At 57.7% G+C, this 21,497-nt stretch carries 21 protein-coding genes and 2 tRNA genes; 17 read left to right on the plus strand and 6 right to left on the minus strand.

Annotated features, from left to right (window positions below):
- Positions 1–413 precede the first annotated feature (413 nt).
- Entirely contained in the window at positions 414–1,352 is a 939-nt protein-coding gene (gene mdh, locus AWX27_RS10875; protein ID WP_004933569.1) for a malate dehydrogenase, read from the plus strand.
- 66 nt (positions 1,353–1,418) lie between these two features.
- Here mdh and AWX27_RS10880 read toward each other — a convergent pair whose 3' ends face one another.
- Positions 1,419–1,679: a helix-turn-helix domain-containing protein gene (locus AWX27_RS10880; protein WP_038879152.1), complete on the minus strand. Its 261-nt coding sequence runs from the start codon at positions 1,677–1,679 to the stop codon at positions 1,419–1,421.
- A gap of 180 nt (positions 1,680–1,859) precedes the next feature.
- On the opposite strand from AWX27_RS10880, the gene AWX27_RS10885 reads away from it, so the two are divergent.
- Entirely contained in the window at positions 1,860–2,216 is a 357-nt protein-coding gene (locus AWX27_RS10885) for a DNA-binding protein (protein WP_038879765.1), read from the plus strand.
- Positions 2,217–2,264: 48 nt separating this feature from the next.
- Here the strand turns inward: AWX27_RS10885 and ispB are convergent, their stop codons facing one another.
- Complete coding sequence (ispB, locus tag AWX27_RS10890) at positions 2,265–3,236, minus strand: octaprenyl diphosphate synthase (RefSeq protein WP_047729263.1); 972 nt, start codon at positions 3,234–3,236, stop codon at positions 2,265–2,267.
- 270 nt (positions 3,237–3,506) lie between these two features.
- Between ispB and rplU the strand changes: the two genes are divergently transcribed.
- The 4 genes from rplU to cgtA all read left to right on the plus strand — a co-directional run bounded on the left by rplU (position 3,507) and on the right by cgtA (position 6,359).
- Positions 3,507–3,818, plus strand: a complete 312-nt coding sequence (rplU, locus tag AWX27_RS10895; RefSeq protein ID WP_004933561.1) for a 50S ribosomal protein L21 — start codon at positions 3,507–3,509, stop codon at positions 3,816–3,818.
- Between the two features lie 17 nt (positions 3,819–3,835).
- On the plus strand, positions 3,836–4,093 hold the full coding sequence (rpmA, locus tag AWX27_RS10900) for a 50S ribosomal protein L27 (protein ID WP_004933559.1): 258 nt from the start codon (positions 3,836–3,838) through the stop codon (positions 4,091–4,093).
- 105 nt (positions 4,094–4,198) lie between these two features.
- Positions 4,199–5,170 carry a DMT family transporter gene (locus tag AWX27_RS10905; protein ID WP_055311901.1) on the plus strand — a complete coding sequence of 324 codons (972 nt, stop codon included), beginning with the start codon at positions 4,199–4,201 and terminating at the stop codon, positions 5,168–5,170.
- A 16-nt stretch (positions 5,171–5,186) separates the two neighbouring features.
- Positions 5,187–6,359 (plus strand): Obg family GTPase CgtA, encoded by a 1,173-nt coding sequence (cgtA, locus tag AWX27_RS10910; protein ID WP_004933553.1) that lies wholly within the window; start codon positions 5,187–5,189, stop codon positions 6,357–6,359.
- 36 nt (positions 6,360–6,395) lie between these two features.
- Here the strand turns inward: cgtA and pmrB are convergent, their stop codons facing one another.
- From pmrB to dacB, 3 genes are read right to left on the minus strand one after another with little or no spacing between them, the layout of a single operon-like run.
- A complete protein-coding gene (gene pmrB / locus AWX27_RS10915) occupies positions 6,396–7,457 on the minus strand; it encodes a two-component system sensor histidine kinase PmrB (RefSeq protein ID WP_060421935.1) in 1,062 nt (353 codons plus the stop codon).
- A complete protein-coding gene (pmrA, locus tag AWX27_RS10920) occupies positions 7,454–8,116 on the minus strand; it encodes a two-component system response regulator PmrA (RefSeq protein ID WP_019453348.1) in 663 nt (220 codons plus the stop codon). The genes pmrB and pmrA overlap by 4 nt, the downstream gene beginning before the upstream one ends.
- Positions 8,117–8,124: 8 nt before the next feature.
- Entirely contained in the window at positions 8,125–9,558 is a 1,434-nt protein-coding gene (gene dacB / locus AWX27_RS10925) for a serine-type D-Ala-D-Ala carboxypeptidase (protein WP_048232490.1), read from the minus strand.
- A 256-nt stretch (positions 9,559–9,814) separates the two neighbouring features.
- Between dacB and greA the strand changes: the two genes are divergently transcribed.
- The gene (greA, locus tag AWX27_RS10930; RefSeq protein WP_004933539.1) at positions 9,815–10,291 is read left to right on the plus strand and encodes a transcription elongation factor GreA; all 477 of its coding nucleotides are present in this window, start codon (positions 9,815–9,817) and stop codon (positions 10,289–10,291) included.
- Positions 10,292–10,403: 112 nt separating this feature from the next.
- Here the strand turns inward: greA and yhbY are convergent, their stop codons facing one another.
- Positions 10,404–10,697: a ribosome assembly RNA-binding protein YhbY gene (gene yhbY / locus AWX27_RS10935; protein WP_004933536.1), complete on the minus strand. Its 294-nt coding sequence runs from the start codon at positions 10,695–10,697 to the stop codon at positions 10,404–10,406.
- Between the two features lie 143 nt (positions 10,698–10,840).
- Between yhbY and rlmE the strand changes: the two genes are divergently transcribed.
- From rlmE to infB, 10 genes are all read left to right on the plus strand, one after another.
- Positions 10,841–11,470, plus strand: coding sequence for a 23S rRNA (uridine(2552)-2'-O)-methyltransferase RlmE (gene rlmE / locus AWX27_RS10940; RefSeq protein ID WP_004933533.1), 630 nt, complete (start codon positions 10,841–10,843; stop codon positions 11,468–11,470).
- A 56-nt stretch (positions 11,471–11,526) separates the two neighbouring features.
- Complete coding sequence (gene ftsH, locus AWX27_RS10945) at positions 11,527–13,458, plus strand: ATP-dependent zinc metalloprotease FtsH (RefSeq protein WP_004933529.1); 1,932 nt, start codon at positions 11,527–11,529, stop codon at positions 13,456–13,458.
- A 92-nt stretch (positions 13,459–13,550) separates the two neighbouring features.
- Positions 13,551–14,387: a dihydropteroate synthase gene (folP, locus tag AWX27_RS10950; RefSeq protein WP_060421940.1), complete on the plus strand. Its 837-nt coding sequence runs from the start codon at positions 13,551–13,553 to the stop codon at positions 14,385–14,387.
- Between the two features lie 4 nt (positions 14,388–14,391).
- The gene (gene glmM, locus AWX27_RS10955; RefSeq protein WP_038879137.1) at positions 14,392–15,729 is read left to right on the plus strand and encodes a phosphoglucosamine mutase; all 1,338 of its coding nucleotides are present in this window, start codon (positions 14,392–14,394) and stop codon (positions 15,727–15,729) included.
- Positions 15,730–15,949: 220 nt separating this feature from the next.
- A complete protein-coding gene (secG, locus tag AWX27_RS10960) occupies positions 15,950–16,285 on the plus strand; it encodes a preprotein translocase subunit SecG (RefSeq protein WP_004933519.1) in 336 nt (111 codons plus the stop codon).
- A 70-nt stretch (positions 16,286–16,355) separates the two neighbouring features.
- Positions 16,356–16,442, plus strand: a tRNA-Leu gene (locus AWX27_RS10965).
- Between the two features lie 60 nt (positions 16,443–16,502).
- Positions 16,503–16,579: transfer RNA gene (locus AWX27_RS10970), tRNA-Met, on the plus strand.
- A gap of 217 nt (positions 16,580–16,796) precedes the next feature.
- Positions 16,797–17,249, plus strand: a complete 453-nt coding sequence (gene rimP, locus AWX27_RS10975; protein WP_028127574.1) for a ribosome maturation factor RimP — start codon at positions 16,797–16,799, stop codon at positions 17,247–17,249.
- 21 nt (positions 17,250–17,270) lie between these two features.
- Positions 17,271–18,779, plus strand: coding sequence for a transcription termination factor NusA (gene nusA / locus AWX27_RS10980; protein WP_019453340.1), 1,509 nt, complete (start codon positions 17,271–17,273; stop codon positions 18,777–18,779).
- A 23-nt stretch (positions 18,780–18,802) separates the two neighbouring features.
- The gene (infB, locus tag AWX27_RS10985; RefSeq protein WP_004933511.1) at positions 18,803–21,490 is read left to right on the plus strand and encodes a translation initiation factor IF-2; all 2,688 of its coding nucleotides are present in this window, start codon (positions 18,803–18,805) and stop codon (positions 21,488–21,490) included.
- Positions 21,491–21,497: the final 7 nt, after the last annotated feature.

Consider the following 21,497-nt stretch of genomic DNA (forward strand, 5'->3'; position numbering starts at 1 on the left):
ATTTTTATGCAACAAAGGCCGACCCAAAGAAAATAAACATGACCGGGCGGCGAGGAAAGGACGGCATTTTAACAAAATCCGGCAGCGATGAATATGCCCTTTTGACGACGGAAAATCGGCCTGCGGTGGTAAATAAAATGTTATTAAAATGATGTTGTTCTGATGTTGCGTAAGGGTGTAATGTAACGGCCGGTTAACTTGCTCGTGAATAACCTCGCACTATTTTTGATTAATGTGCGCTATGCCCTTCATGCGTAAGCGATTTAATCTAAAATGGACGCGACAGCGGCCGTTTTATTACACCTGCAGGCAAGAATTGGCTAATTTATTGTTTTTAAAGGTGTAATAACTTAAGGTCCGTAACCAACACATTCACGGCGCTTTATATATTTAAGATAATAAAGGAGTATAGGATGAAAGTTGCAGTTCTCGGTGCTGCTGGCGGTATCGGCCAGGCCCTCGCCCTTCTACTCAAAACCCAGCTTCCTTCAGGTTCTGAACTCTCTCTCTACGACATTGCCCCCGTTACCCCAGGCGTTGCCGTCGACTTAAGCCACATCCCAACCGCAGTTAAAATCAAAGGCTTCAGCGGCGAAGACGCGACCCCGGCTCTGCACGGTGCGGACGTGGTGCTGATTTCCGCCGGCGTGGCCCGTAAGCCTGGCATGGATCGCTCTGACCTGTTCAACGTTAACGCCGGCATCGTGCGTAACCTGATTGAGCAAGTGGCGAAAACCTGCCCGAAAGCCTGCATCGGTATCATCACCAACCCGGTTAACACCACGGTCGCCATCGCGGCGGAAGTGCTGAAAAAAGCCGGCGTTTACGACAAGAACAAACTGTTCGGCGTGACTTCGCTGGATATCATCCGTTCCAACACCTTCGTGGCCGAGCTGAAAGGTAAACAGCCGGAAGAGCTGAACGTGCCGGTCATCGGCGGCCACTCTGGCGTGACCATCCTGCCTCTGCTGTCGCAGATCCCAGGCGTGAGCTTCACCGATCAGGAAGTGGCGGATCTGACTAAACGCATTCAGAACGCCGGCACCGAAGTGGTGGAAGCCAAAGCCGGCGGCGGGTCTGCAACGCTGTCCATGGGCCAGGCGGCCGCACGTTTCGGTCTGTCTCTGGTGCGTGCGCTGCAGGGCGAGAAAGGCGTGGTGGAATGCGCTTACGTTGAAGGCGACGGCAAATACGCTCGCTTCTTCGCACAACCGCTGGTACTGGGCAAAAACGGCGTTGAAGAGCGCAAAGATATCGGCACCCTGAGCGCCTTCGAGCAGAAAGCGCTGAACGAGATGCTGGACGTGCTGCACAAAGATATCGAGCTGGGCGAGAAGTTCATCAATAACTGATCGTTGCCGATAGTCAGCCGATAAACGCCGCCGGACGCTGTTCCGGCGGTTTTTTTTGCCCCGCGTTCACGATTTGATGCGTGCCTTGCGATCCAGCAGGCAATCGCTGCGCGGATCGTAATAGCGGCTTGGCCAGATCTCCGAAGGGTGGATGCCTATCGCTTCGGCGATCAGCCACTCCCCCTTTGGCCACGGGCGCGACAGCGCGTTGGCCAGCGTTGATGAGCTTAATCCGGCCTTGCGCGACACTGCCGCCAGCGTGGTGCCCTGCTTGCGGAGCGCCGCGATGATATCTGCCGGATGCCAATCTGGGTTCCTTGAATTCATGTTTACATTCCTTTTCTGATTAGCCAAAGTTGCGTTAGTGGTATAACTAACGGGTCAAGGTTAGGCGTTTGCACAACGTGAATCGCTTATTCAGAAACCAGAATACCATTAAATTTCCAAAAAAATACCCAAGTAATTTCCAAAAATGACGTTGCCCACTATTGCCCAGAGATGATGGCCATGAAAAACGAGTGGTTTGCCGCCAAGGAACTGACAGGCATCGCAGGATTACCTTCCTCACCACAGGGAATTAATCTGATGGCCCGGCGCGAAGGCTGGATCAGCCGCAGGCGTAAAGGCGTGCAGGGAAAAGCGTTGGAGTACCATATCGACAGCCTGCCTTCAAACGTGCGTAACCTGCTGGTGCTGAAGGAGGACGGGGCGGTATATGACGTAGAGCGTCAGGATCCGTTGGCGGTCTGGATCGAGTATTACTACCATTTGACGGAGAGCGAGCGCGAGAAAATGGTGGCTTTCCTGATGCGGGAAGGGATCGGCGGCCTGTTGGCGCGCATCGACGAAGAGAGCAATAGCTAGGCAGGCCCGCGTACGCGGGCCTGATGGTTTTTAAGAAATATTAATTTCTTAAAAGTCGCGTTGCACCGCCAGATGGGCCAGGCCCTCCAGCGCCGTACGGTGCTCCGATGCCGGCAAGACCTGCAGCGCGGCGATCGCCTTGTCGGCTTCTTCTTCGGCGCGTTTGCGGGTGTACTCCAGCGAACCGCATTGTTGCATCGCCTGCAGTACCGGCTCCAACAGATGACGACCGTTACCTTGCTCAATCGCACCGCGGATCATGTCACGCTGCGCGTCGTCGCCGTTGTGCATCGCGTGCAGCAGCGGCAGGGTCGGTTTCCCTTCGTTCAGATCGTCGCCGGTGTTTTTGCCCAGGGTGCTGCCGTCGGCGCTGTAGTCGAGCAGATCGTCGATCAGCTGGAAAGCGGTGCCGAGGTAGCGGCCATAGTCTTGCAGCGCCTGCTCTTGTTCGGCGCTGGCACCGGACAGGATCGCCGACGATTGCGCCGCTGCCTCGAACAGGCGGGCGGTTTTGCTGTAGATCACCCGCATATAGCTTTCTTCGCTGATGTCGGGATCGTGCACGTTCATCAACTGCAGCACTTCGCCTTCGGCGATGACGTTGACCGCCTCCGACATCAGCGCCAGCACGCGCAGGGATTCCAGGCTGGTCATCATCTGGAAGGCGCGGGTATAGATAAAGTCGCCGACCAGCACGCTGGCGGCGTTGCCGAACGCCGCGTTGGCGGTGGCTTTGCCGCGGCGCATGTCCGATTCGTCGACGACGTCGTCATGCAGCAGCGTGGCGGTATGAATGAATTCGATCAGGGCGGCAACGGTGACGTGCTTGTTGCCTTCATAGCCCAACGCCCGCGCCGCCAGGACGGCGATCATCGGCCGGATGCGCTTACCGCCACCGCTGATAATGTAATAGCCAAGCTGATTGATGAGCGTGACATCGGAATTCAGCTGTTCGAGAATTGTTGCGTTCACGGCCGCCATATCTTGCGCGGTTAACTCGGTAATTTGATCTAGGTTCATTGTGTTTTTTTCAGCTGTGTTTCTCTTCACCGCGTTGAGATCGCTGCTCACATCGGTACATGGCGGTAACTGTCCCTATGATTGTACTTGAAAAACGGTTCAGATAAACGCCACGAAAGAAACTGCGCTTTTTTTCTTCTTTTTTCTCCTTCTGGTCTTATTCTGCTCTTGTCATGCGCTGCTTTTTTGCGTAGAATTCGCGCCCTATTGTGAATATTTATAGCGCGCTCTGAACTAACACAGTCGGGCACGCGGAAAGCGGAGTTTTATATGTACGCGGTTTTCCAAAGTGGTGGTAAACAACACCGAGTAAGCGAAGGTCAGACCGTTCGCTTGGAAAAGCTGGACATCGCAACTGGTGAAGCGGTTGAGTTTGACCAGATTCTGATGATCGCTAATGGCGAAGATATCAAAATCGGCGTTCCTTTCGTCGATGGCGGCAAGATCAAAGCTGAAGTCGTTGCTCACGGTCGTGGCGAGAAAATTAAGATTGTTAAGTTTCGTCGTCGTAAGCACCACCGTAAGCAGCAGGGCCACCGTCAGTGGTTCACTGACGTTAAAATCACCGGCATCAGCGCTTAAGTTAGGAGAGCGGATTAATGGCACACAAAAAGGCTGGCGGCTCGACTCGTAACGGTCGCGATTCAGAAGCTAAACGTCTGGGCGTAAAACGCTTTGGCGGCGAAGCAGTACTGGCAGGCAGCATCATCGTTCGTCAGCGCGGCACCAAATTCCACGCTGGTACCAACGTGGGTTGCGGCAAAGACCACACTCTGTTTGCTTTGAAAGACGGTAAAGTCAAATTCGAAGTTAAAGGCCCGAGCAATCGTAAATTCATCAGCATCGAAGCTGAATAATTTTTCGAGCCTTACGAAATAGATGTAAGCCCCGCAATTCGTTGCGGGGCTTTTTACATTTATGGGCTGCCTGGGGGTTGGCCTGTCAGCGTTGGCGAAGGTGATATGGATACGAAGCAGCAGGTCGGCGTTGGTATTTCCCTGGCGTTAACCACGGCGGTTTGCTGGGGTGCGTTGCCGATCGCGATGAAAGAAGTGTTGACGGTGATGGAGCCGTTTACCGTCGTTTGGTATCGCTTTACCATGGCCGCCATCGGTTTGGGCGCGATCCTCGCGGTGCGCGGCAAGCTGCCGCCGCTGACGATGTTCCGCCAGCCGCGCTGGCTGCTGCTGTTGGCGATCGCGACGGCGGGGCTGCTGGGCAACTTTGTGTTCTTCAGCTCCTCGCTGCAATACCTGAGCCCGACGGCGTCGCAGGTGATTGGCCAGCTGTCGCCGGTGGGCATGATGTTCGCCAGCGTGCTGATTTTAAAAGAACGCATGCGTATCACCCAGGTCATTGGCGCCCTGATGCTGATCGGCGGGCTGATGCTGTTTTTCAACGTCAGTCTGATAGAGATCTTCACCCGGCTGACGGACTACACGCTGGGCGTTATGCTGGGCGTGTGTGCGGCGATGGTTTGGGTGAGCTACGGCGTGGCGCAGAAGGTATTGCTGCGCCGGCTGGCTTCGCCGCAGATCCTGGTTATGTTGTACACTTTATGTGCGATAGCGTTGTTCCCTCTGGCCAAACCCGAGGTGATTTTCCAGCTTAGCGGCTGGCAATTGGCGTGCCTGCTGTTTTGCGGCGCCAACACGCTGATCGGCTATGGTGCGTTGGCAGAGGCGATGGCGCGCTGGCAGGCGGCGCAGGTGAGCGCGTTGGTGACGCTGACCCCGCTGTTTACCCTGCTGTTTTCAGATTTATTGGCGTTGGCCTGGCCCCAGGCATTCGCCGCGCCGACGTTGAATGTCGTCGGCTATGTTGGCGCGTTTGTGGTCGTGGCGGGCGCCATGTTTTCCGCAATTGGTCACCGGTGGTGGCCGCGACGGGCAGAACCCCCCCTGGTTGCTCCTTTGAAGCAGCCCGGTGAATGATTTACGGAGACGGTAAATGAAGTTTGTAGATGAAGCAGCGATTCTGGTCGTTGCAGGCGACGGCGGCAACGGATGCGTCAGCTTCCGCCGCGAAAAATATATCCCGAACGGTGGGCCTGACGGCGGTGACGGCGGCGACGGCGGCGACGTCTACCTGCTGGCGGACGAGAACCTCAACACCCTGATCGACTACCGTTTTGAGAAGTCTTTCCGCGCCGAGCGCGGCCAGAATGGCCAGAGCCGCGACTGTACCGGTAAACGCGGGAAAGACGTCATCATCAAGGTGCCGGTCGGCACGCGCGTGAAGGATCAGGGCACCGGCGAGATCCTCGGCGACATGACCCGCCACGAGCAAAAGCTGATGGTCGCCAAGGGCGGCTGGCATGGCTTGGGCAACACCCGTTTCAAATCTTCGGTCAACCGTGCACCGCGTCAGAAGACGCTGGGTACCGCTGGCGAAGCGCGCGACCTGTTGCTGGAACTGTTGCTGCTGGCCGATGTGGGCATGCTGGGCCTGCCGAACGCCGGCAAATCGACCTTCATCCGCGCGGTGTCCGCCGCCAAGCCGAAGGTGGCCGACTATCCGTTTACCACGCTGGTGCCGAGCCTGGGCGTGGTGCGTATGGACCACGAGCAGAGCTTTGTGGTCGCCGACATTCCGGGGCTGATCGAGGGCGCCTCCGAAGGCGCGGGCCTGGGCATTCGCTTCCTGAAACACCTGGAGCGTTGCCGCGTGCTGCTGCACCTGGTGGACATCGCGCCGATCGACGAATCCGATCCGGTGGAAAACGCCAAAGTCATCATCAACGAGTTGAACCAATACAGCGAAAATCTGGCGCAGAAGCCACGCTGGCTGGTGTTCAACAAAATTGATGTGATTGGTGAGGAAGAAGCCGCCGAACGCGCCAAGGCGATTGTGGAAGGCATGGGCTGGGAAGGGAAGTACTACATGATCTCCGCCGCCAACCGCGAAGGCGTCAACGCGCTGTGCTGGGACGTGATGAACTTCATCAATACCCAGCCGAAAGCGATGGCGATCGAAGAAAGCGCGCCGGAAAAAGTCGAATTCATGTGGGATGACTACCACCGCGAGCAAATCGCGGAAGTGGAAGCCGAAGCAGAAGATGACTGGGATGACGACTGGGACGAAGACGACGACGAAGGCGTCGAAATCATTTACCAGAAGTAATTCGGTGATAAAGGGCTCAGCAACGCTGGGCCCTTGTTATTTGAGCGCCTTTTCCGGCAGCCAGCACTGGGCGTTCAGGCCGCGGGCATCACGGCGGTTTTCCAGCGTCAAACGCCCCTGGTGCAACTGCACGATGCGGATCACGATATTCAAGCCCAGCCCGCTGCCGCCGTAGCGTTGATCCATGCGGCGAAACGCCTGCGTCAGCTCCCCGACCATCTCTTCCTTGATCCCCGGGCCATCGTCGATGACCTGCAGCAGATAGCCGCTGTGCTGCGGCGTTAACCGCACCTGTATCTCGCCGCCTTCCGGGCCGTAACGGTGGGCGTTTTCGACCAGGTTGCGCAGCAGCAGCCGCAGCAGCACCGGATCGCCGTTCACCGCGGCGGTTGCCGGCAATTGCCAGTCCAGCGTCTGCGCGCGTTGGGCGGTCATTTCGCCGAGTTCTTCCTGCAGCGGCTGAACCACATCGGCCACCCAATCGAAATGCTGGTAATGACCGCTGGCGAAGTCTTGCCCGGCGCGCGACAGCATCAGCAGTTGCTCAACGGTGTGCATCAGCTGATCGATGCGGGCGATCAGTGCCTGGCTGCCTTTGACGCCCTGTTTCTCCATCAGTTCCAGATGCAGGCGAATGCCGGCCAACGGCGTGCGCAGCTCGTGGGCAGCGTCGGCGGTGAACAGGCGTTCCTGCTGGATGGTGTTGTCCAGCCGCGAGAACAGCTGATTGAGCGCATTGGTGACCGCCACCATCTCCAGGCTGTCGCTGTTGATTGGCAGCGGCGTCAGGTTATCGGCAGAGCGCTTTTCCAGCCGCTGCTGCAATTGGTTGAGCGGGCGGGTGATCCAGCTGATGGCCCAGAACGACGCCAGCAGCGTGACGATCATCATGATCAGCGAAGGCGCCAGCAGCGACGCGATGGCCTCGGCTATCTCGGTATCGACGCGCTCGCTGCGCACTTTGGCGGACAAGGTTTCGTCCACCAGGAAGCTGATCTGTTCCTGGCTTTCGTGCCACAGCCAGAAGGCGCTGATGAGCTGCGTGACCAGCAGGATCAGCGCCAGCATCAGCAGCAGGCGGCGGCGCATGCTGATCATGAAGAAGGTTCCAGACGATAGCCGATGCCGCGCACGGTGCGGATGCGATCCTTGCCCAGCTTGCGGCGCAGGTTGTGGATATGCACTTCCAGCGTGTTGGAGCCCAAGTCGTCTTGCCAGGTGTAGAGATCCTGCTGCAGGAGTTCACGGTTGACCGTTTGGCCGGCACGCATGATAAGACGCGCCAGAATGGCGAACTCTTTCGGCGTAACCTCCACCGGCTGCTGCTGCAGGTAGACCTGCTGGCTGGAGAGGTTCAGCTGCAGGTCATCCACCTGCATCAGATTGTCGCTGTGGCCCTGGTAGCGCCGCAGGAGGGCGCGCACGCGTGCCTGCAGTTCAACCAGCGCGAAGGGTTTGACCAGGTAGTCGTCGGCGCCGGCGTCCAGCCCGTCGACGCGATCTTCCAGGGCGTCGCGGGCGGTCAGGATCAGCACCGGCAGATCGATCTGCTGGCGGCGCCACTGCCGCAGCAGCGCGGCGCCGTCCATGTCCGGCAGGCCGAGATCCAGGATCACCATGCTGTATTGGCTGGTGATGAGCAAGCTGTTGGCCTCCGCCGCCGTGGCGGCGCAGTCGCAGACGTAGCCTTCGCCGGTCAGCGCCAGCGCCAGCCCCTGTTGCAGCAGTTCATCATCCTCAACGACCAACAGCTTCATGACGATCCTCAGTTGTTTTGGTAAATATCCCGATACAGGCGGCTTTCGAAGCGTACCAGCGGTGCGCGGCGCTGTTTCTGATCTTCCGGCGGTACGGCGTAGCCGGAAAGATACTGCACGAAGGCCATGCGCTGGCCGCTGGCGGTGGTGATGAAGCCCGCCAGGTTGTACACGCCCTGCAGCGCGCCGGTCTTGGCCGACACTTTGCCGTCGACGCCGGCTTCGTGCAGGCCGCCGCGGTAGCGCAAGGTGCCGTCATAACCGGACAGCGGCAGCATCGAGATGAAGTTCAGCTCGTTGTCGTGCTGCGCGATGTACTGCAACGCCTGCATCATGGTCGCCGGCGCCAGCAGGTTGTGGCGCGACAGGCCGGAACCGTCGGCGATGATGGTATTGCCCAGATCGATGCCGGCCTTCTGGCGCAGCACCTGCCGTACCGCATCGGAACCGGCTCGCCAGGTGCCCGGCACGCCGAAGCGTTCGTGGCCGATGGTGCGGAAGACGGTATCGGCGATCATATTGTCCGATTTCTTCAGCATGATCTTCAACAGATCGTGCAGCGGCGCCGACTGGGTTTGCGCGATCACCGTGCCGGTGATGCCGGGGCGCGTCTGGCGTTTCAAATGCCCGTCGATTTGGATGCCGGCCTGCGTCAGCTCGTCTTTCAGGATGGCGCCCGCGTAGCTGGCACCGTCCTGGATGGCGAAGGCCAACGGCAGCGGTTCGCTGCGCTGCGTCAGGCAGCCGGTCAGGGTAAAGCGGTTCAGCTCGCCCGGCACCACGTCCAGTTCGCAGTACTGCGCGTCAGCGGAGCCGCGCGCCAGGGTGCGCACCTGGCTAAACATATTGACCGGATAATAGGAGGCGACGCGGATAAACGCCATGTCGCCCGGGTTCGGCGCGCTGTAGAGCGAGACCGAGAAACAGTTGCGATCGACGATGGCGGCGGCCGGCGGCGCGCTGAAGCACTGCGTCAGATCGTTCCACGGCCAGCCGGGCGCCTTGTCATGGCTGGCGAAGACCGAAGTATCGACCAGCACGTCGCCGCTGATTTGGCGCACGCCCTGCTTCTTCAGGACGGCCACCATATTGCGCAGGCTCTGGCGTTTGAAGGTCGGATCGCCGCTGAAGCGGGCAATCAGGTTGCCGCGCAGCACGCCGTCGCGAATATCGCCCTGGCTCTCCAGCGTGGTGGTGAAACGGTAATCGGGCCCGAGTTGCAATAGCGCAGCCAGCGCCGTCAGCACTTTTTGGGTACTGGCCGGCAGCGCCATCTGCTGAGAGTGGTAATCGATCGTCGGCGCGCTGGCGCCGATCTTCTGAACGACCAGGGCAAGGTTGGCCCCATCAGGCAGATATTGTGTGTACTCTTCAACCGGGGCCGCATTCGCATTCAGAACAAATGCGCAAGCCAATGCACTGACAATTCGTGAAAAACGCATAATCTCGGGATAACAGCTGGATAACGTGCCGTCATACTACGGTGCAATCAGGGAAAAAGTAAACGATGACCCTCAAGGAACTCTAGGCTAAAATGCGTATCAAAATGCAAAACCGATCTTGGCTTGGGCCCCGTTCCGAGTCAGGTTTCTTTTGTTTGTCGCCTGGAGGCGGGTGGCGGTATGCCAACCGTGTTTTCATACGAATACGTCAGGATGACGGTTATTTGAACAGGAAAGATTTAGAGGTATTTATACGATGAACCAAATTCCGATGACCTTGTTTGGCGCTGAAAAACTGCGCGAAGAGCTCGAATATCTGAAAAGCGTGCGCCGTCCGAAAATCATTGCGGACATCGCGGAAGCGCGCGAACACGGCGATTTGAAAGAGAATGCCGAGTACCACGCCGCCCGCGAACAGCAGGGTTTCTGCGAAGGTCGCATTCAGGAAATCGAAGCCAAGCTGTCCAATGCTCAGGTGATCGATATCACCAAGATGCCGAACACCGGCCGGGTGATCTTCGGTGCCACCGTATCGGTGATGAATCTGGACAGTGAAGAAGAAGTGACTTACCGCATCGTTGGCGACGATGAGGCCGATTTCAAGAAAAATCTGATTTCGGTAAACTCGCCGATGGCGCGCGGCCTGATCGGCAAAGAGCAAGACGATGTGGTGGTGATCAAAACCCCTGGCGGCGACGTCGAGTATGAGATCCTGAAGGTTGAGTATCTCTGATCGAGGCCGTTGGTCATTAATGCGCCAACGTTTTGTAAAGATAGGAAAAAGGCCGCAAGCGGCCTTTTATCTTGGTCAGGCGCATGGCACCTTTTCGTTAACCTGATGGTTATTAACGCGGTAGACTGATCTTGCGCTCTTTCGACGGGCGGTAAAGAATAAGCGTGCTGCCGATAACTTGCACATTGCAGGCGCCCGTTTCACGCACAATAGCGTCGGCGATCAGGGTTTTGGTTTCGCGATCTTCAGCGGCGATTTTCACCTTGATCAGCTCATGATGCTCCAGAGCCTGTTCAATTTCAGCCAGCACCCCTTCGGTAAGACCGTTATTGCCCAGCATCACCACCGGTTTTAACGGATGCGCCAGGCCTTTCAGGTGCTGTTTTTGTTTATTATTCAGATTCATTGTCTTTTTTGCTTAAGTTGGGATTGAAAACGGTACATTCTACCGCCATCTCATGTATATCACCAAATCGGTCTTCACCGGTGTGAGTCTACGTGAGCAGCGACCCTGACATAAGACTCTTTTTATGATAGTTGGAAAACGAGATGGCTAATAAAAAGCGTTCGGCTAGCTCCAGTCGCTGGTTACAAGAACACTTTAGCGATAAATATGTACAGCAGGCACAGAAAAAGGGACTGCGTTCCCGTGCCTGGTTTAAACTTGATGAAATACAGCAGAGCGACAAACTGTTCAAACCGGGCATGACCGTGGTTGACCTGGGTGCCGCACCGGGCGGCTGGTCGCAGTATGTGGTCACCCAAATCGGTGGTACCGGGCGCATCATCGCCTGTGATATTTTGCCAATGGATCCTATCGTTGGCGTCGATTTCCTTCAGGGCGATTTTCGTGATGAACTGGTGCTGAAGGCGCTGTTGGAACGAGTAGGCGAGAGTAAGGTTCAGGTGGTCATGTCCGATATGGCCCCGAATATGAGTGGCACCCCGGCGGTCGATATTCCAAGGTCGATGTATCTGGTGGAGTTGGCGCTGGATATGTGTCGTGATGTCCTCGCACCAGGCGGAAGTTTCCTGGTGAAGGTGTTCCAGGGAGATGGCTTTGACGAGTACCTACGGGAAATTCGCTCCCTGTTTACGAAGGTTAAGATTCGTAAGCCAGACGCTTCCCGCGCCCGTTCGCGCGAAGTGTACATTGTAGCGACAGGGCGCAAACTGTAGTACCCTAACGCTGTTTGTTAACACAGTTGTAAGATGAGGTTAATCCCTTGAGTGACATGGCGAAAAACCTAATTCTCTGGTTAGTCATCGCGGTAGTGTTGATGTCTGTATTCCAGAGCTTTGGGCCCAGCGAGTCGAATGGCCGTAGGGTGGATTACTCTACCTTCATGTCCGAACTGACCCAGGACCAGGTTCGCGAAGCGCGAATCAACGGACGTGAAATTAACGTTACCAAGAAAGACAGTAACAAATACACGACCTACATCCCTGTCAACGATCCTAAGTTGCTGGATACGTTGTTAACGAAGAATGTGAAAGTGGTCGGCGAGCCGCCTGAAGAGCCGAGCCTGCTGGCTTCTATCTTTATCTCCTGGTTCCCGATGCTGTTGCTGATCGGGGTCTGGATCTTCTTTATGCGGCAAATGCAGGGCGGCGGCGGCAAGGGCGCGATGTCCTTCGGCAAGAGCAAGGCCCGCATGCTGACGGAAGACCAGATCAAGACCACTTTCGCCGATGTCGCCGGTTGTGACGAAGCGAAAGAAGAGGTGAGCGAACTGGTGGAATACCTGCGCGAGCCGAGCCGTTTCCAGAAATTGGGCGGCAAGATCCCGAAAGGCGTGCTGATGGTTGGCCCGCCGGGGACCGGTAAAACGCTGCTGGCGAAAGCGATCGCCGGCGAAGCGAAGGTGCCGTTCTTCACCATTTCCGGTTCTGACTTCGTCGAAATGTTCGTCGGTGTGGGTGCATCCCGCGTGCGCGACATGTTCGAACAAGCGAAGAAAGCCGCGCCGTGCATCATCTTCATCGATGAAATCGACGCCGTCGGCCGCCAGCGTGGCGCCGGCCTGGGTGGCGGTCACGATGAGCGCGAGCAGACTCTGAACCAGATGCTGGTTGAGATGGACGGTTTCGAAGGCAACGAAGGCATCATCGTCATCGCGGCCACCAACCGTCCTGACGTGCTTGACCCTGCGCTGCTGCGTCCGGGCCGCTTCGACCGTCAGGTCGTGGTCGGGCTGCCGGATGTGCGTGGCCGTGAGCAGATCCTGAAGGTGCACATGCGCCGCGTGCCGTTGGCTGCCGACATCGACGCCTCCGTCATTGCGCGCGGAACGCCGGGCTTCTCCGGTGCCGACCTGGCTAACCTGGTCAACGAAGCGGCGCTGTTCGCTGCCCGCGGCAACAAGCGCGTGGTGTCGATGGTGGAGTTCGAGAAAGCCAAAGACAAGATCATGATGGGTGCGGAACGTCGCTCCATGGTGATGACCGAAGCGCAGAAAGAGTCGACCGCGTATCACGAAGCGGGCCACGCCATCATTGGCCGCCTGGTTCCTGAACACGATCCGGTACACAAGGTGACGATCATTCCTCGTGGCCGTGCGCTCGGCGTGACCTTCTTCCTGCCGGAAGGGGATGCGATCAGCGCCAGCCGTCAGAAGCTGGAGAGCCAAATCTCCACTCTGTACGGCGGTCGTCTGGCGGAAGAGATCATCTACGGGCCGGAAAAAGTCTCTACCGGTGCGTCGAACGACATCAAAGTGGCGACCTCCATCGCCCGCAACATGGTGACCCAGTGGGGCTTCTCCGAGAAGCTGGGGCCGCTGCTGTATGCGGAAGAAGAGGGCGAAGTGTTCCTGGGCCGTTCCGTGGCCAAGGCGAAGCACATGTCGGATGAAACCGCGCGCATCATCGACCAGGAAGTGAAGTCGTTGATCGAGCGTAACTATACGCGTGCTCGCTCGCTGTTGATGGAAAACATGGACATCCTGCACTCGATGAAGGATGCGCTGATGAAGTATGAAACCATCGATGCGCCGCAGATCGACGATCTGATGAACCGCAAAGACGTGCGTCCGCCGGCGGGCTGGGACGATGCGAACAAAGGCAACAGCTCCGACAACGGCGGCACCCCGAAAGCCCCGACGCCGGTAGATGAGCCGCGCACCCCAACGCCGGGCAACACCATGTCCGAACAGCTCGACAAGTAACAGCAGCTGTGTAATAACATCAAACCCCGGTACGCCGGGGTTTTTTTTTGCCCGGCGGGCAGTGAACCAGGCAACAGTAAGGTGGACCAACCATGCAGTTAACCGTGCGCGACATGACGCTCAACCTCTCCTATCCGCAGGTGATGGGTATCCTCAACGTGACGCCGGATTCGTTTTCCGACGGCGGCCGCCACAACACCCTGAACCAGGCACTGCTGCACGCGCATGCGCTGATTTCGGCCGGTGCCACGATGATCGACATCGGCGGTGAATCGACCCGGCCGGGGGCGGCGGAGGTGAGTGAAGAGGAGGAGCTTGAGCGGGTCGTGCCAGTGGTGGAAGCGCTGGCGCAACGCTTCGAAGTCTTCATCTCGGTCGATACCTCGAAAGCGGGCGTGATCCGCGAATCGGCACACGCCGGCGCACACCTGATCAACGACATTCGCTCGCTGCAGGAGCCAGGTGCTCTCGCGGCGGCGGCGGAAAGCGGCCTGCCGGTTTGCCTGATGCACATGCAAGGACAGCCGCGCACCATGCAGCAGGCGCCGCACTACGACGATCTGATCGCTGACGTTCAGGCGTTTTTCGAGCACCATATTCGGCGCTGCAACGAGGCGGGGATAACAAATCAGAAATTGCTGCTCGACCCAGGCTTCGGTTTCGGTAAAAATTTGGCGCACAACTATCAGCTTCTGGCCCGGTTGTCGGAGTTTCATCGTTTCGGTTTGCCGCTGCTGGTCGGCATGTCGCGCAAATCGATGATAGGACAACTGCTGAACGTGCCGCCGGATCAACGGGTTATCGGCAGCGTGGCCTGCGCGGTGATCGCAGCGATGCAGGGCGCGCAGATTGTCAGAGTGCATGACGTTAAAGAAACCGTCGAGGCGATGCGTGTCGTCGAGGCAACACTTTCAGCTAAGGGACAGTAGAGACATGAGCGAGCGCAAATATTTTGGCACCGACGGCATCCGTGGCAAGGTCGGGGACAGCCCCATCACGCCGGACTTCGTGCTGAAGCTGGGCTGGGCGGCGGGTAAAGTGCTGGCGCGTCACGGTTCGCGCAAAATCATCATCGGTAAGGACACGCGCATCTCCGGCTATATGCTGGAGTCCGCGCTGGAGGCCGGCCTGGCGGCCGCAGGATTGTCCGCCTCCTTCACCGGGCCGATGCCCACCCCGGCGGTGGCTTATCTGACGCGCACCTTCCGCGCCGAAGCCGGCATCGTCATCTCCGCGTCGCATAACCCGTTTTATGACAACGGCATCAAGTTCTTCTCGATCGACGGCGCCAAGCTGCCGGACAACGTCGAAGAAGCGATCGAAGCCGAGATGGAAAAGCCGCTGACCTGCGTGGAGTCCGCCGAGCTGGGTAAAGCCAGCCGCATCATCGACGCCGCCGGCCGCTACATCGAATTTTGCAAAGGCACCTTCCCGAGCGAGCTGAGCCTGAAGGGGCTGAAAATCGTGGTTGACTGCGCCAACGGGGCGACTTACCACATCGCGCCGAGCGTGCTGCGCGAGCTGGGCGCCACGGTGATCGCCATCGGCGTTGAGCCGGACGGCATGAACATCAACGAAAAATGCGGCGCCACTGACGTGCGTCAGCTGCAAGAGCGCGTACTGAAGGAAAAAGCGCACGTTGGCCTGGCGTTCGACGGCGACGGCGATCGCGTGATGATGGTGGACCACCTGGGCAACAAGGTGGACGGCGATCAGATCCTGTACATTATCGCCCGTGAAGGCCTGCGTCAGGGCCAGCTGCGCGGCGGCGCGGTCGGCACCCTGATGAGCAATATGGGCCTGGAACTGGCGTTGAAACAGCTGGGCATTCCGTTCGCTCGCGCCAAAGTGGGTGACCGTTACGTGCTGGAGAAGCTGCAGGAGCTGGGCTGGCGCATCGGTGCGGAAAACTCCGGCCATGTGATCCTGCTGGACAAAACCACCACCGGCGACGGCATCGTGGCCGGGCTGCAGGTGCTGACCGCCATGGTGCGCAACCACATGAGCCTGCATGACCTGTGCAGCGGCATGAAGCTGCTGCCGCAGATCCTGGTCAACGTGCGCTTCGCCGGCGATCACAATCCGCTTGAGTCCGACGCGGTGCGTAAAGTCACCGAGCAGGTGGAAGCCGAGCTGGCCGGCCGCGGCCGGGTGCTGCTGCGCAAATCGGGCACCGAACCGCTGATCCGCGTGATGGTGGAAGGCGAGGACGAACAGCAGGTGACCGCGCTGGCGCATCGCATCGCCGACGCGGTGAAATCCGCAGGTTAAAACAGACAGTTAGCCGCCGGGCTCGGCGAAGCTGAGCCCGAGCAGGCGATTGTTGGCGTTTTTTTCCGCAAACGCGCCGGCGGCTGCAAATTGCCCTTGCGCGGGTTGGCGGCTTTGGTTAGTATTCACACCCGCTTCAGTAGGCAGTTTATAAAAACGCCTGCTTGATGAGTGTGAAGCATTTGGCATGCGGTGAGGCCGCAAGGATACGGGTACTACTATGTACGAAGCTCTTCTGGTAATTTTCCTGCTGATCTCAATCGGGCTGGTTGCTCTGATTATGCTGCAGCAAGGTAAAGGCGCTGATATGGGAGCCTCTTTCGGAGCAGGTGCATCAGGCACGTTGTTCGGTTCGAGTGGTTCCGGTAACTTTATGACCCGCATGACTGCTGTGCTGGCGACGCTGTTCTTCGTCATCAGCCTGATTCTGGGCAACCTCAGCAGCAACCAAAGCAAGAAAGGCAGCGAGTGGGAAAACCTGGGTCAGCCAGTGAAAACTGAGCAGACAACCGCGCCGGCAGCACCTGCCAAGCCGAGCAGCGATATCCCGCAGTAAGCCGCAACAAAGTTTGAAAACGGTGGTTGTGAACTCGAAAGAACAACGGCCGTTAGCAGTAAGAATCAGTACCGAGGTGGTGGAATTGGTAGACACGCTACCTTGAGGTGGTAGTGCCCTAACGGGCTTGTGGGTTCGAGTCCCATCCTCGGTACCAAATCCCAGAGATAACTTGCAATTTTGCGATTATCGGCGTAGTATTTGCCACGTTTTCGGACGCGGGGTGGAGCAGCCTGGTAGCTCGTCGGGCTCATAACCCGAAGGTCGTCGGTTCAAATCCGGCCCCCGCAACCACTTTCCTTTAAGTGTTTATTTTCAAATACACTTTTCGATTGAAACCCGCTTTTCTCGATCAACATTTGAAAATGACACTTGCTCGAAAGTTGTACCGAGGCCGCCTAGCGGCAAACAGGGTCCAGTTGCATAAAGCCCCGATTTTTCGGGGTTTTTTGTTATTTGGCAACAGAATCACTGGGCTATTTAGCCCTTTTTTTATGTCTTGGGGGTGGGCTTGTCCACATTAGAGCAACAGTTAACAGAGATGCTTTCGGCACCGGTAGAAGCGTTGGGCTTTGAGCTTGTAGGCATCGAATTCATTCGTGCGCGCCAATCGACGCTCCGCATCTATATTGATAGTGATAACGGCATCAATGTTGATGATTGCGCTGATGTCAGCCACCAGGTCAGCGCTGTATTGGACGTCGAAGATCCAATCACGGTCGCTTACAACTTGGAAGTCTCCTCTCCTGGCCTTGATCGCCCGATGTTCACCGCTGAGCACTATACGCGTTTCCTCGGTGAAGAAGTCAGCCTGGTCCTGCGCATGGCGGTACAAAACCGTCGCAAGTGGCAGGGTATTATCAAGTCTGTCGAAGGCGAGATGATCACGGTTACTGTGGAAGGGAAAGATGAAGTGTTCGCGCTGAGCAACATCCAGAAAGCGAACCTGGTACCCCACTTTTAAAGTTTGGAAGAGGCAACTAGGATGAACAAAGAGATTCTGGCTGTTGTTGAAGCAGTTTCCAATGAAAAATCCCTTCCGCGCGAGAAGATTTTCGAAGCGCTGGAAACTGCATTAGCCACCGCAACCAAGAAAAAATACGAGCAGGAAATCGACGTGCGCGTCAGCATTGACCGCAGAACCGGCGATTTCGATACCTTCCGCCGTTGGGTCGCCGTAGATGAAGTGACTCAGCCAACGCGTGAAATCACGCTGGAAGCCGCTCAGTTTGAAGACCCGAGCATCGAGCTCGGCGGCTACGTCGAAGATCAGATCGAGTCCGTGACCTTCGACCGTATCACCACCCAAACCGCCAAGCAGGTTATCGTGCAGAAAGTGCGCGAAGCCGAGCGTGCGATGGTGGTCGACGCTTTCCGTGAACACGAAGGTGAGATCGTCACCGGCGTGGTGAAGAAAGTGAACCGTGACAGCATCGCGCTGGATCTGGGCAACAACGCCGAAGCGGTGATTGGCCGTGAAGACATGCTGCCGCGCGAAAACTTCCGTCCGGGCGACCGCATTCGCGGCGTACTGTACGCCGTGCGTCCTGAAGCTCGCGGCGCGCAGCTGTTCGTCAGCCGTTCCAGCTCGGAAATGCTGAAAGAACTGTTCCGCATCGAAGTGCCGGAAATCGGCGAAGAAGTGATCGAAATTAAAGCGGCAGCCCGCGATCCTGGCTCCCGCGCGAAAATTGCAGTGAAAACCAACGACAAGCGCATCGACCCGGTCGGCGCCTGCGTAGGTATGCGCGGTGCGCGCGTTCAGGCCGTGTCGAGCGAGCTCGGCGGCGAACGCATCGACATCATCCTGTGGGATGATAACCCAGCGCAATTCGTCATCAACGCCATGGCGCCGGCCGACGTCGCGTCGATCGTGGTAGACGAAGATAACTGCACCATGGATATCGCCGTTGAAGCCAGCAACCTGGCGCAGGCGATCGGCCGTAACGGCCAAAACGTGCGTTTGGCTTCCCAGCTGCTGAAACAACACCGCGGCGACGATCGTTGGGAACTGAACGTGATGACGGCGGACGACCTGCAGGCCAAGCACCAGGCCGAGGCTCATGCCGCTATTGATACCTTCACCAAGTATCTTGACATCGACGAAGATTTCGCCACCGTACTGGTTGAAGAAGGCTTCTCCACGCTGGAAGAGCTGGCCTACGTGCCGATCAAAGAGCTGTTGGAAATCGACGGTCTGGATGAAGATACGGTTGAAGCATTGCGCGAACGCGCCAAAGCTGCATTGACCACGCTGGCCCTGGCACAAGAAGAAAGCCTGGGCGACAACAAACCGGCCGACGATTTGCTCAACCTGCCGGGTCTTGAGCGCAGCATGGCCTTTAAACTGGCCGCGCGTGGGGTTTGTACGCTGGAAGATCTTGCCGAGCAGGGTGTTGACGATCTGGCTGATATTGAAGGGCTTAGCGACGAGCAAGCCGGTGAGCTGATCATGGCTGCACGCAATATCTGTTGGTTTGGCGACAACGCGTAATAACTGTAGCAGGAAGGAACAGCATGACGACAGATGTAACCGTAAAATCGCTGGCAGCAGAGATTCAGACTCCGGTTGATCGCCTGGTACAGCAGTTTGCTGATGCAGGGATCAACAAGTCCGAGTCGGACTCTGTTACCCAGCAAGAAAAAGAAACATTGCTGGCGCACCTGAACCGTGAACACGGCAGCGCGCCGGGTAAACTCACTTTGCAGCGCAAAACGCGCAGCACCTTGAATATCCCGAGCACCGGCGGTAAAAGTAAATCGGTGCAAATTGAGGTCCGCAAGAAACGCACTTATGTAAATCGCGATACGCAGGAAGCCCAGTTGGCTGAAGCGGCAGAGCAGGCACAGCGTGAAGCGGAAGAGCAGGCACGGCGCGAAGCGGAAGAGCTCGCAAAACGCGAAGCGGAAGCGAAGCGCGCTGCCGAAGAGCAAGCCAAACGTGAGGCCGCGGAGATTGCTAAGCGTAATTCAGCGGAAAAAGAAAAAGTGACCAATCAACATACCGACGAAATGACCAAGCCAGCTCAGGCGGAAAAAGCACGCCGTGAAGCCGAAGCCGCTGAACTGAAACGCAAAGCGGAAGAGGAAGTGCGCCGCAAGGTTGAAGAGGAAGCCAAGCGCGTGGCGGAAGAAGCCCGTCGCATGGCCGAAGAGAACGGCGAGAAGTGGGCCCAGGCAGACGCGGCAAGCGCCGCGGTTGAAAGCGCCGACTATCACGTGACCACCTCTCAGCACGCCCGTGCCGCAGAAGACGAGAACGACGCCAAAGTTGAAGGCGATCGTCGCAGCCGCACCCGCGGCGGCAAAGCCACCAAGCAGAAGAAAGGCAACAAGCTGTCCGAGTCCAAAGCGGACCGCGAAGAAGCGCGTGCCGTTACCCGTGGCGGTAAAGGCAAACGCAAGCCTAGCGCTCTGCAGCAGGGCTTCAACAAGCCGGCGCAGGTGGTTAACCGTGACGTGGTGATCGGCGAAACCATCACCGTGGCCGAGCTGGCCAACAAGATGGCGGTAAAAGGTTCTCAGGTCATCAAAGTGATGATGAAGCTGGGCGCCATGGCCACCATCAACCAGGTTATCGACCAGGAAACCGCACAGCTGGTTGCCGAAGAGATGGGCCACAAAGTTATCCTGCGTCGTGAAAACGAGCTGGAAGAAGCGCTGATGAGCGACCGTGATACGGGCGCTGCGGCCGAGCCGCGCGCGCCGGTCGTGACCATCATGGGCCACGTTGACCACGGTAAAACCTCTCTGCTGGACTACATCCGCTCCACCAAAGTGGCGGCGGGCGAAGCCGGTGGCATCACCCAGCACATCGGTGCCTACCACGTAGAAACCGAGAACGGCATGATCACCTTCCTGGATACCCCGGGCCACGCCGCGTTTACCTCGATGCGTGCTCGCGGTGCTCAGGCGACTGACATCGTGGTTCTGGTAGTGGCGGCCGACGACGGCGTGATGCCACAGACCATCGAAGCTATCCAGCACGCGAAAGCGGCGCAGGTGCCGTTGGTGGTTGCGGTGAACAAAATCGACAAGCCGGAAGCCGATCCGGACCGCGTTAAGCAGGAACTGTCTCAGTACGGCGTTATGCCGGAAGAGTGGGGCGGCGAAGCGCAGTTCGTCCACGTGTCCGCGAAAGCCGGTACCGGTATTGACGAGCTGCTGCAGGCTATCCTGCTGCAGGCCGAAGTGCTGGAGCTGAAAGCGGTTCGCAGCGGCATGGCGAGCGGCGTGGTGATCGAGTCCTTCCTGGATAAAGGCCGTGGCCCTGTGGCTACCGTGCTGGTTCAGGAAGGTACGCTGAACAAGGGCGACATCGTCCTGTGCGGCTTCGAATACGGCCGTGTGCGTGCGATGCGTGACGAGCTGGGCCGTGAAGTGACCTCTGCCGGTCCGTCTATCCCTGTGGAAATCCTGGGTCTGTCCAGCGTGCCTGCAGCGGGTGATGAAGCGACCGTGGTGCGTGACGAGAAGAAAGCGCGTGAAGTGGCGCTGTACCGTCAGGGCAAGTTCCGCGAAGTCAAACTGGCGCGTCAGCAGAAGTCCAAGCTGGAAAACATGTTCGCCAACATGACCGACGGCGAAGTGTCCGAGCTGAACATTGTACTGAAGTCCGACGTACAGGGTTCTTGCGAAGCGATCAGCGACTCGCTGCTGAAACTCTCCACCGACGAAGTGAAGGTGAAGATTGTCGGCTCCGGCGTAGGTGGTATCACCGAAACCGACGCGACGCTGGCTGCGGCTTCCAACGCCATCATCCTGGGCTTCAACGTGCGTGCCGACGCTTCTGCGCGCCGCGTAATCGAAGCGGAAAGCCTGGATCTGCGTTACTACTCCGTGATCTATAACCTGATCGACGAAGTGAAGCAGGCGATGAGCGGTATGCTGGCGCCGGAATACAAGCAGCAGATCATCGGCCTGGCCGAAGTGCGCGACGTGTTCAAATCGCCTAAGTTCGGCGCTATCGCCGGCTGTATGGTTACCGAAGGGACCATCAAGCGTCACAACCCAATCCGCGTACTGCGCGACAACGTGGTTATCTATGAAGGCGAGCTGGAATCCCTGCGCCGCTTCAAAGATGACGTTAACGAAGTCCGTAACGGTATGGAATGTGGTATCGGCGTTAAGAACTATAACGACGTGCGCGTCGGCGACATGATCGAAGTGTTCGAAATCATTGAGATCCAACGCACCATCGCTTAACGATTGC

This window comes from Serratia sp. 2880STDY5682894 (genome assembly GCF_001537385.1).
In the GTDB taxonomy this organism is placed as follows: domain Bacteria; phylum Pseudomonadota; class Gammaproteobacteria; order Enterobacterales; family Enterobacteriaceae; genus Serratia; species Serratia nevei.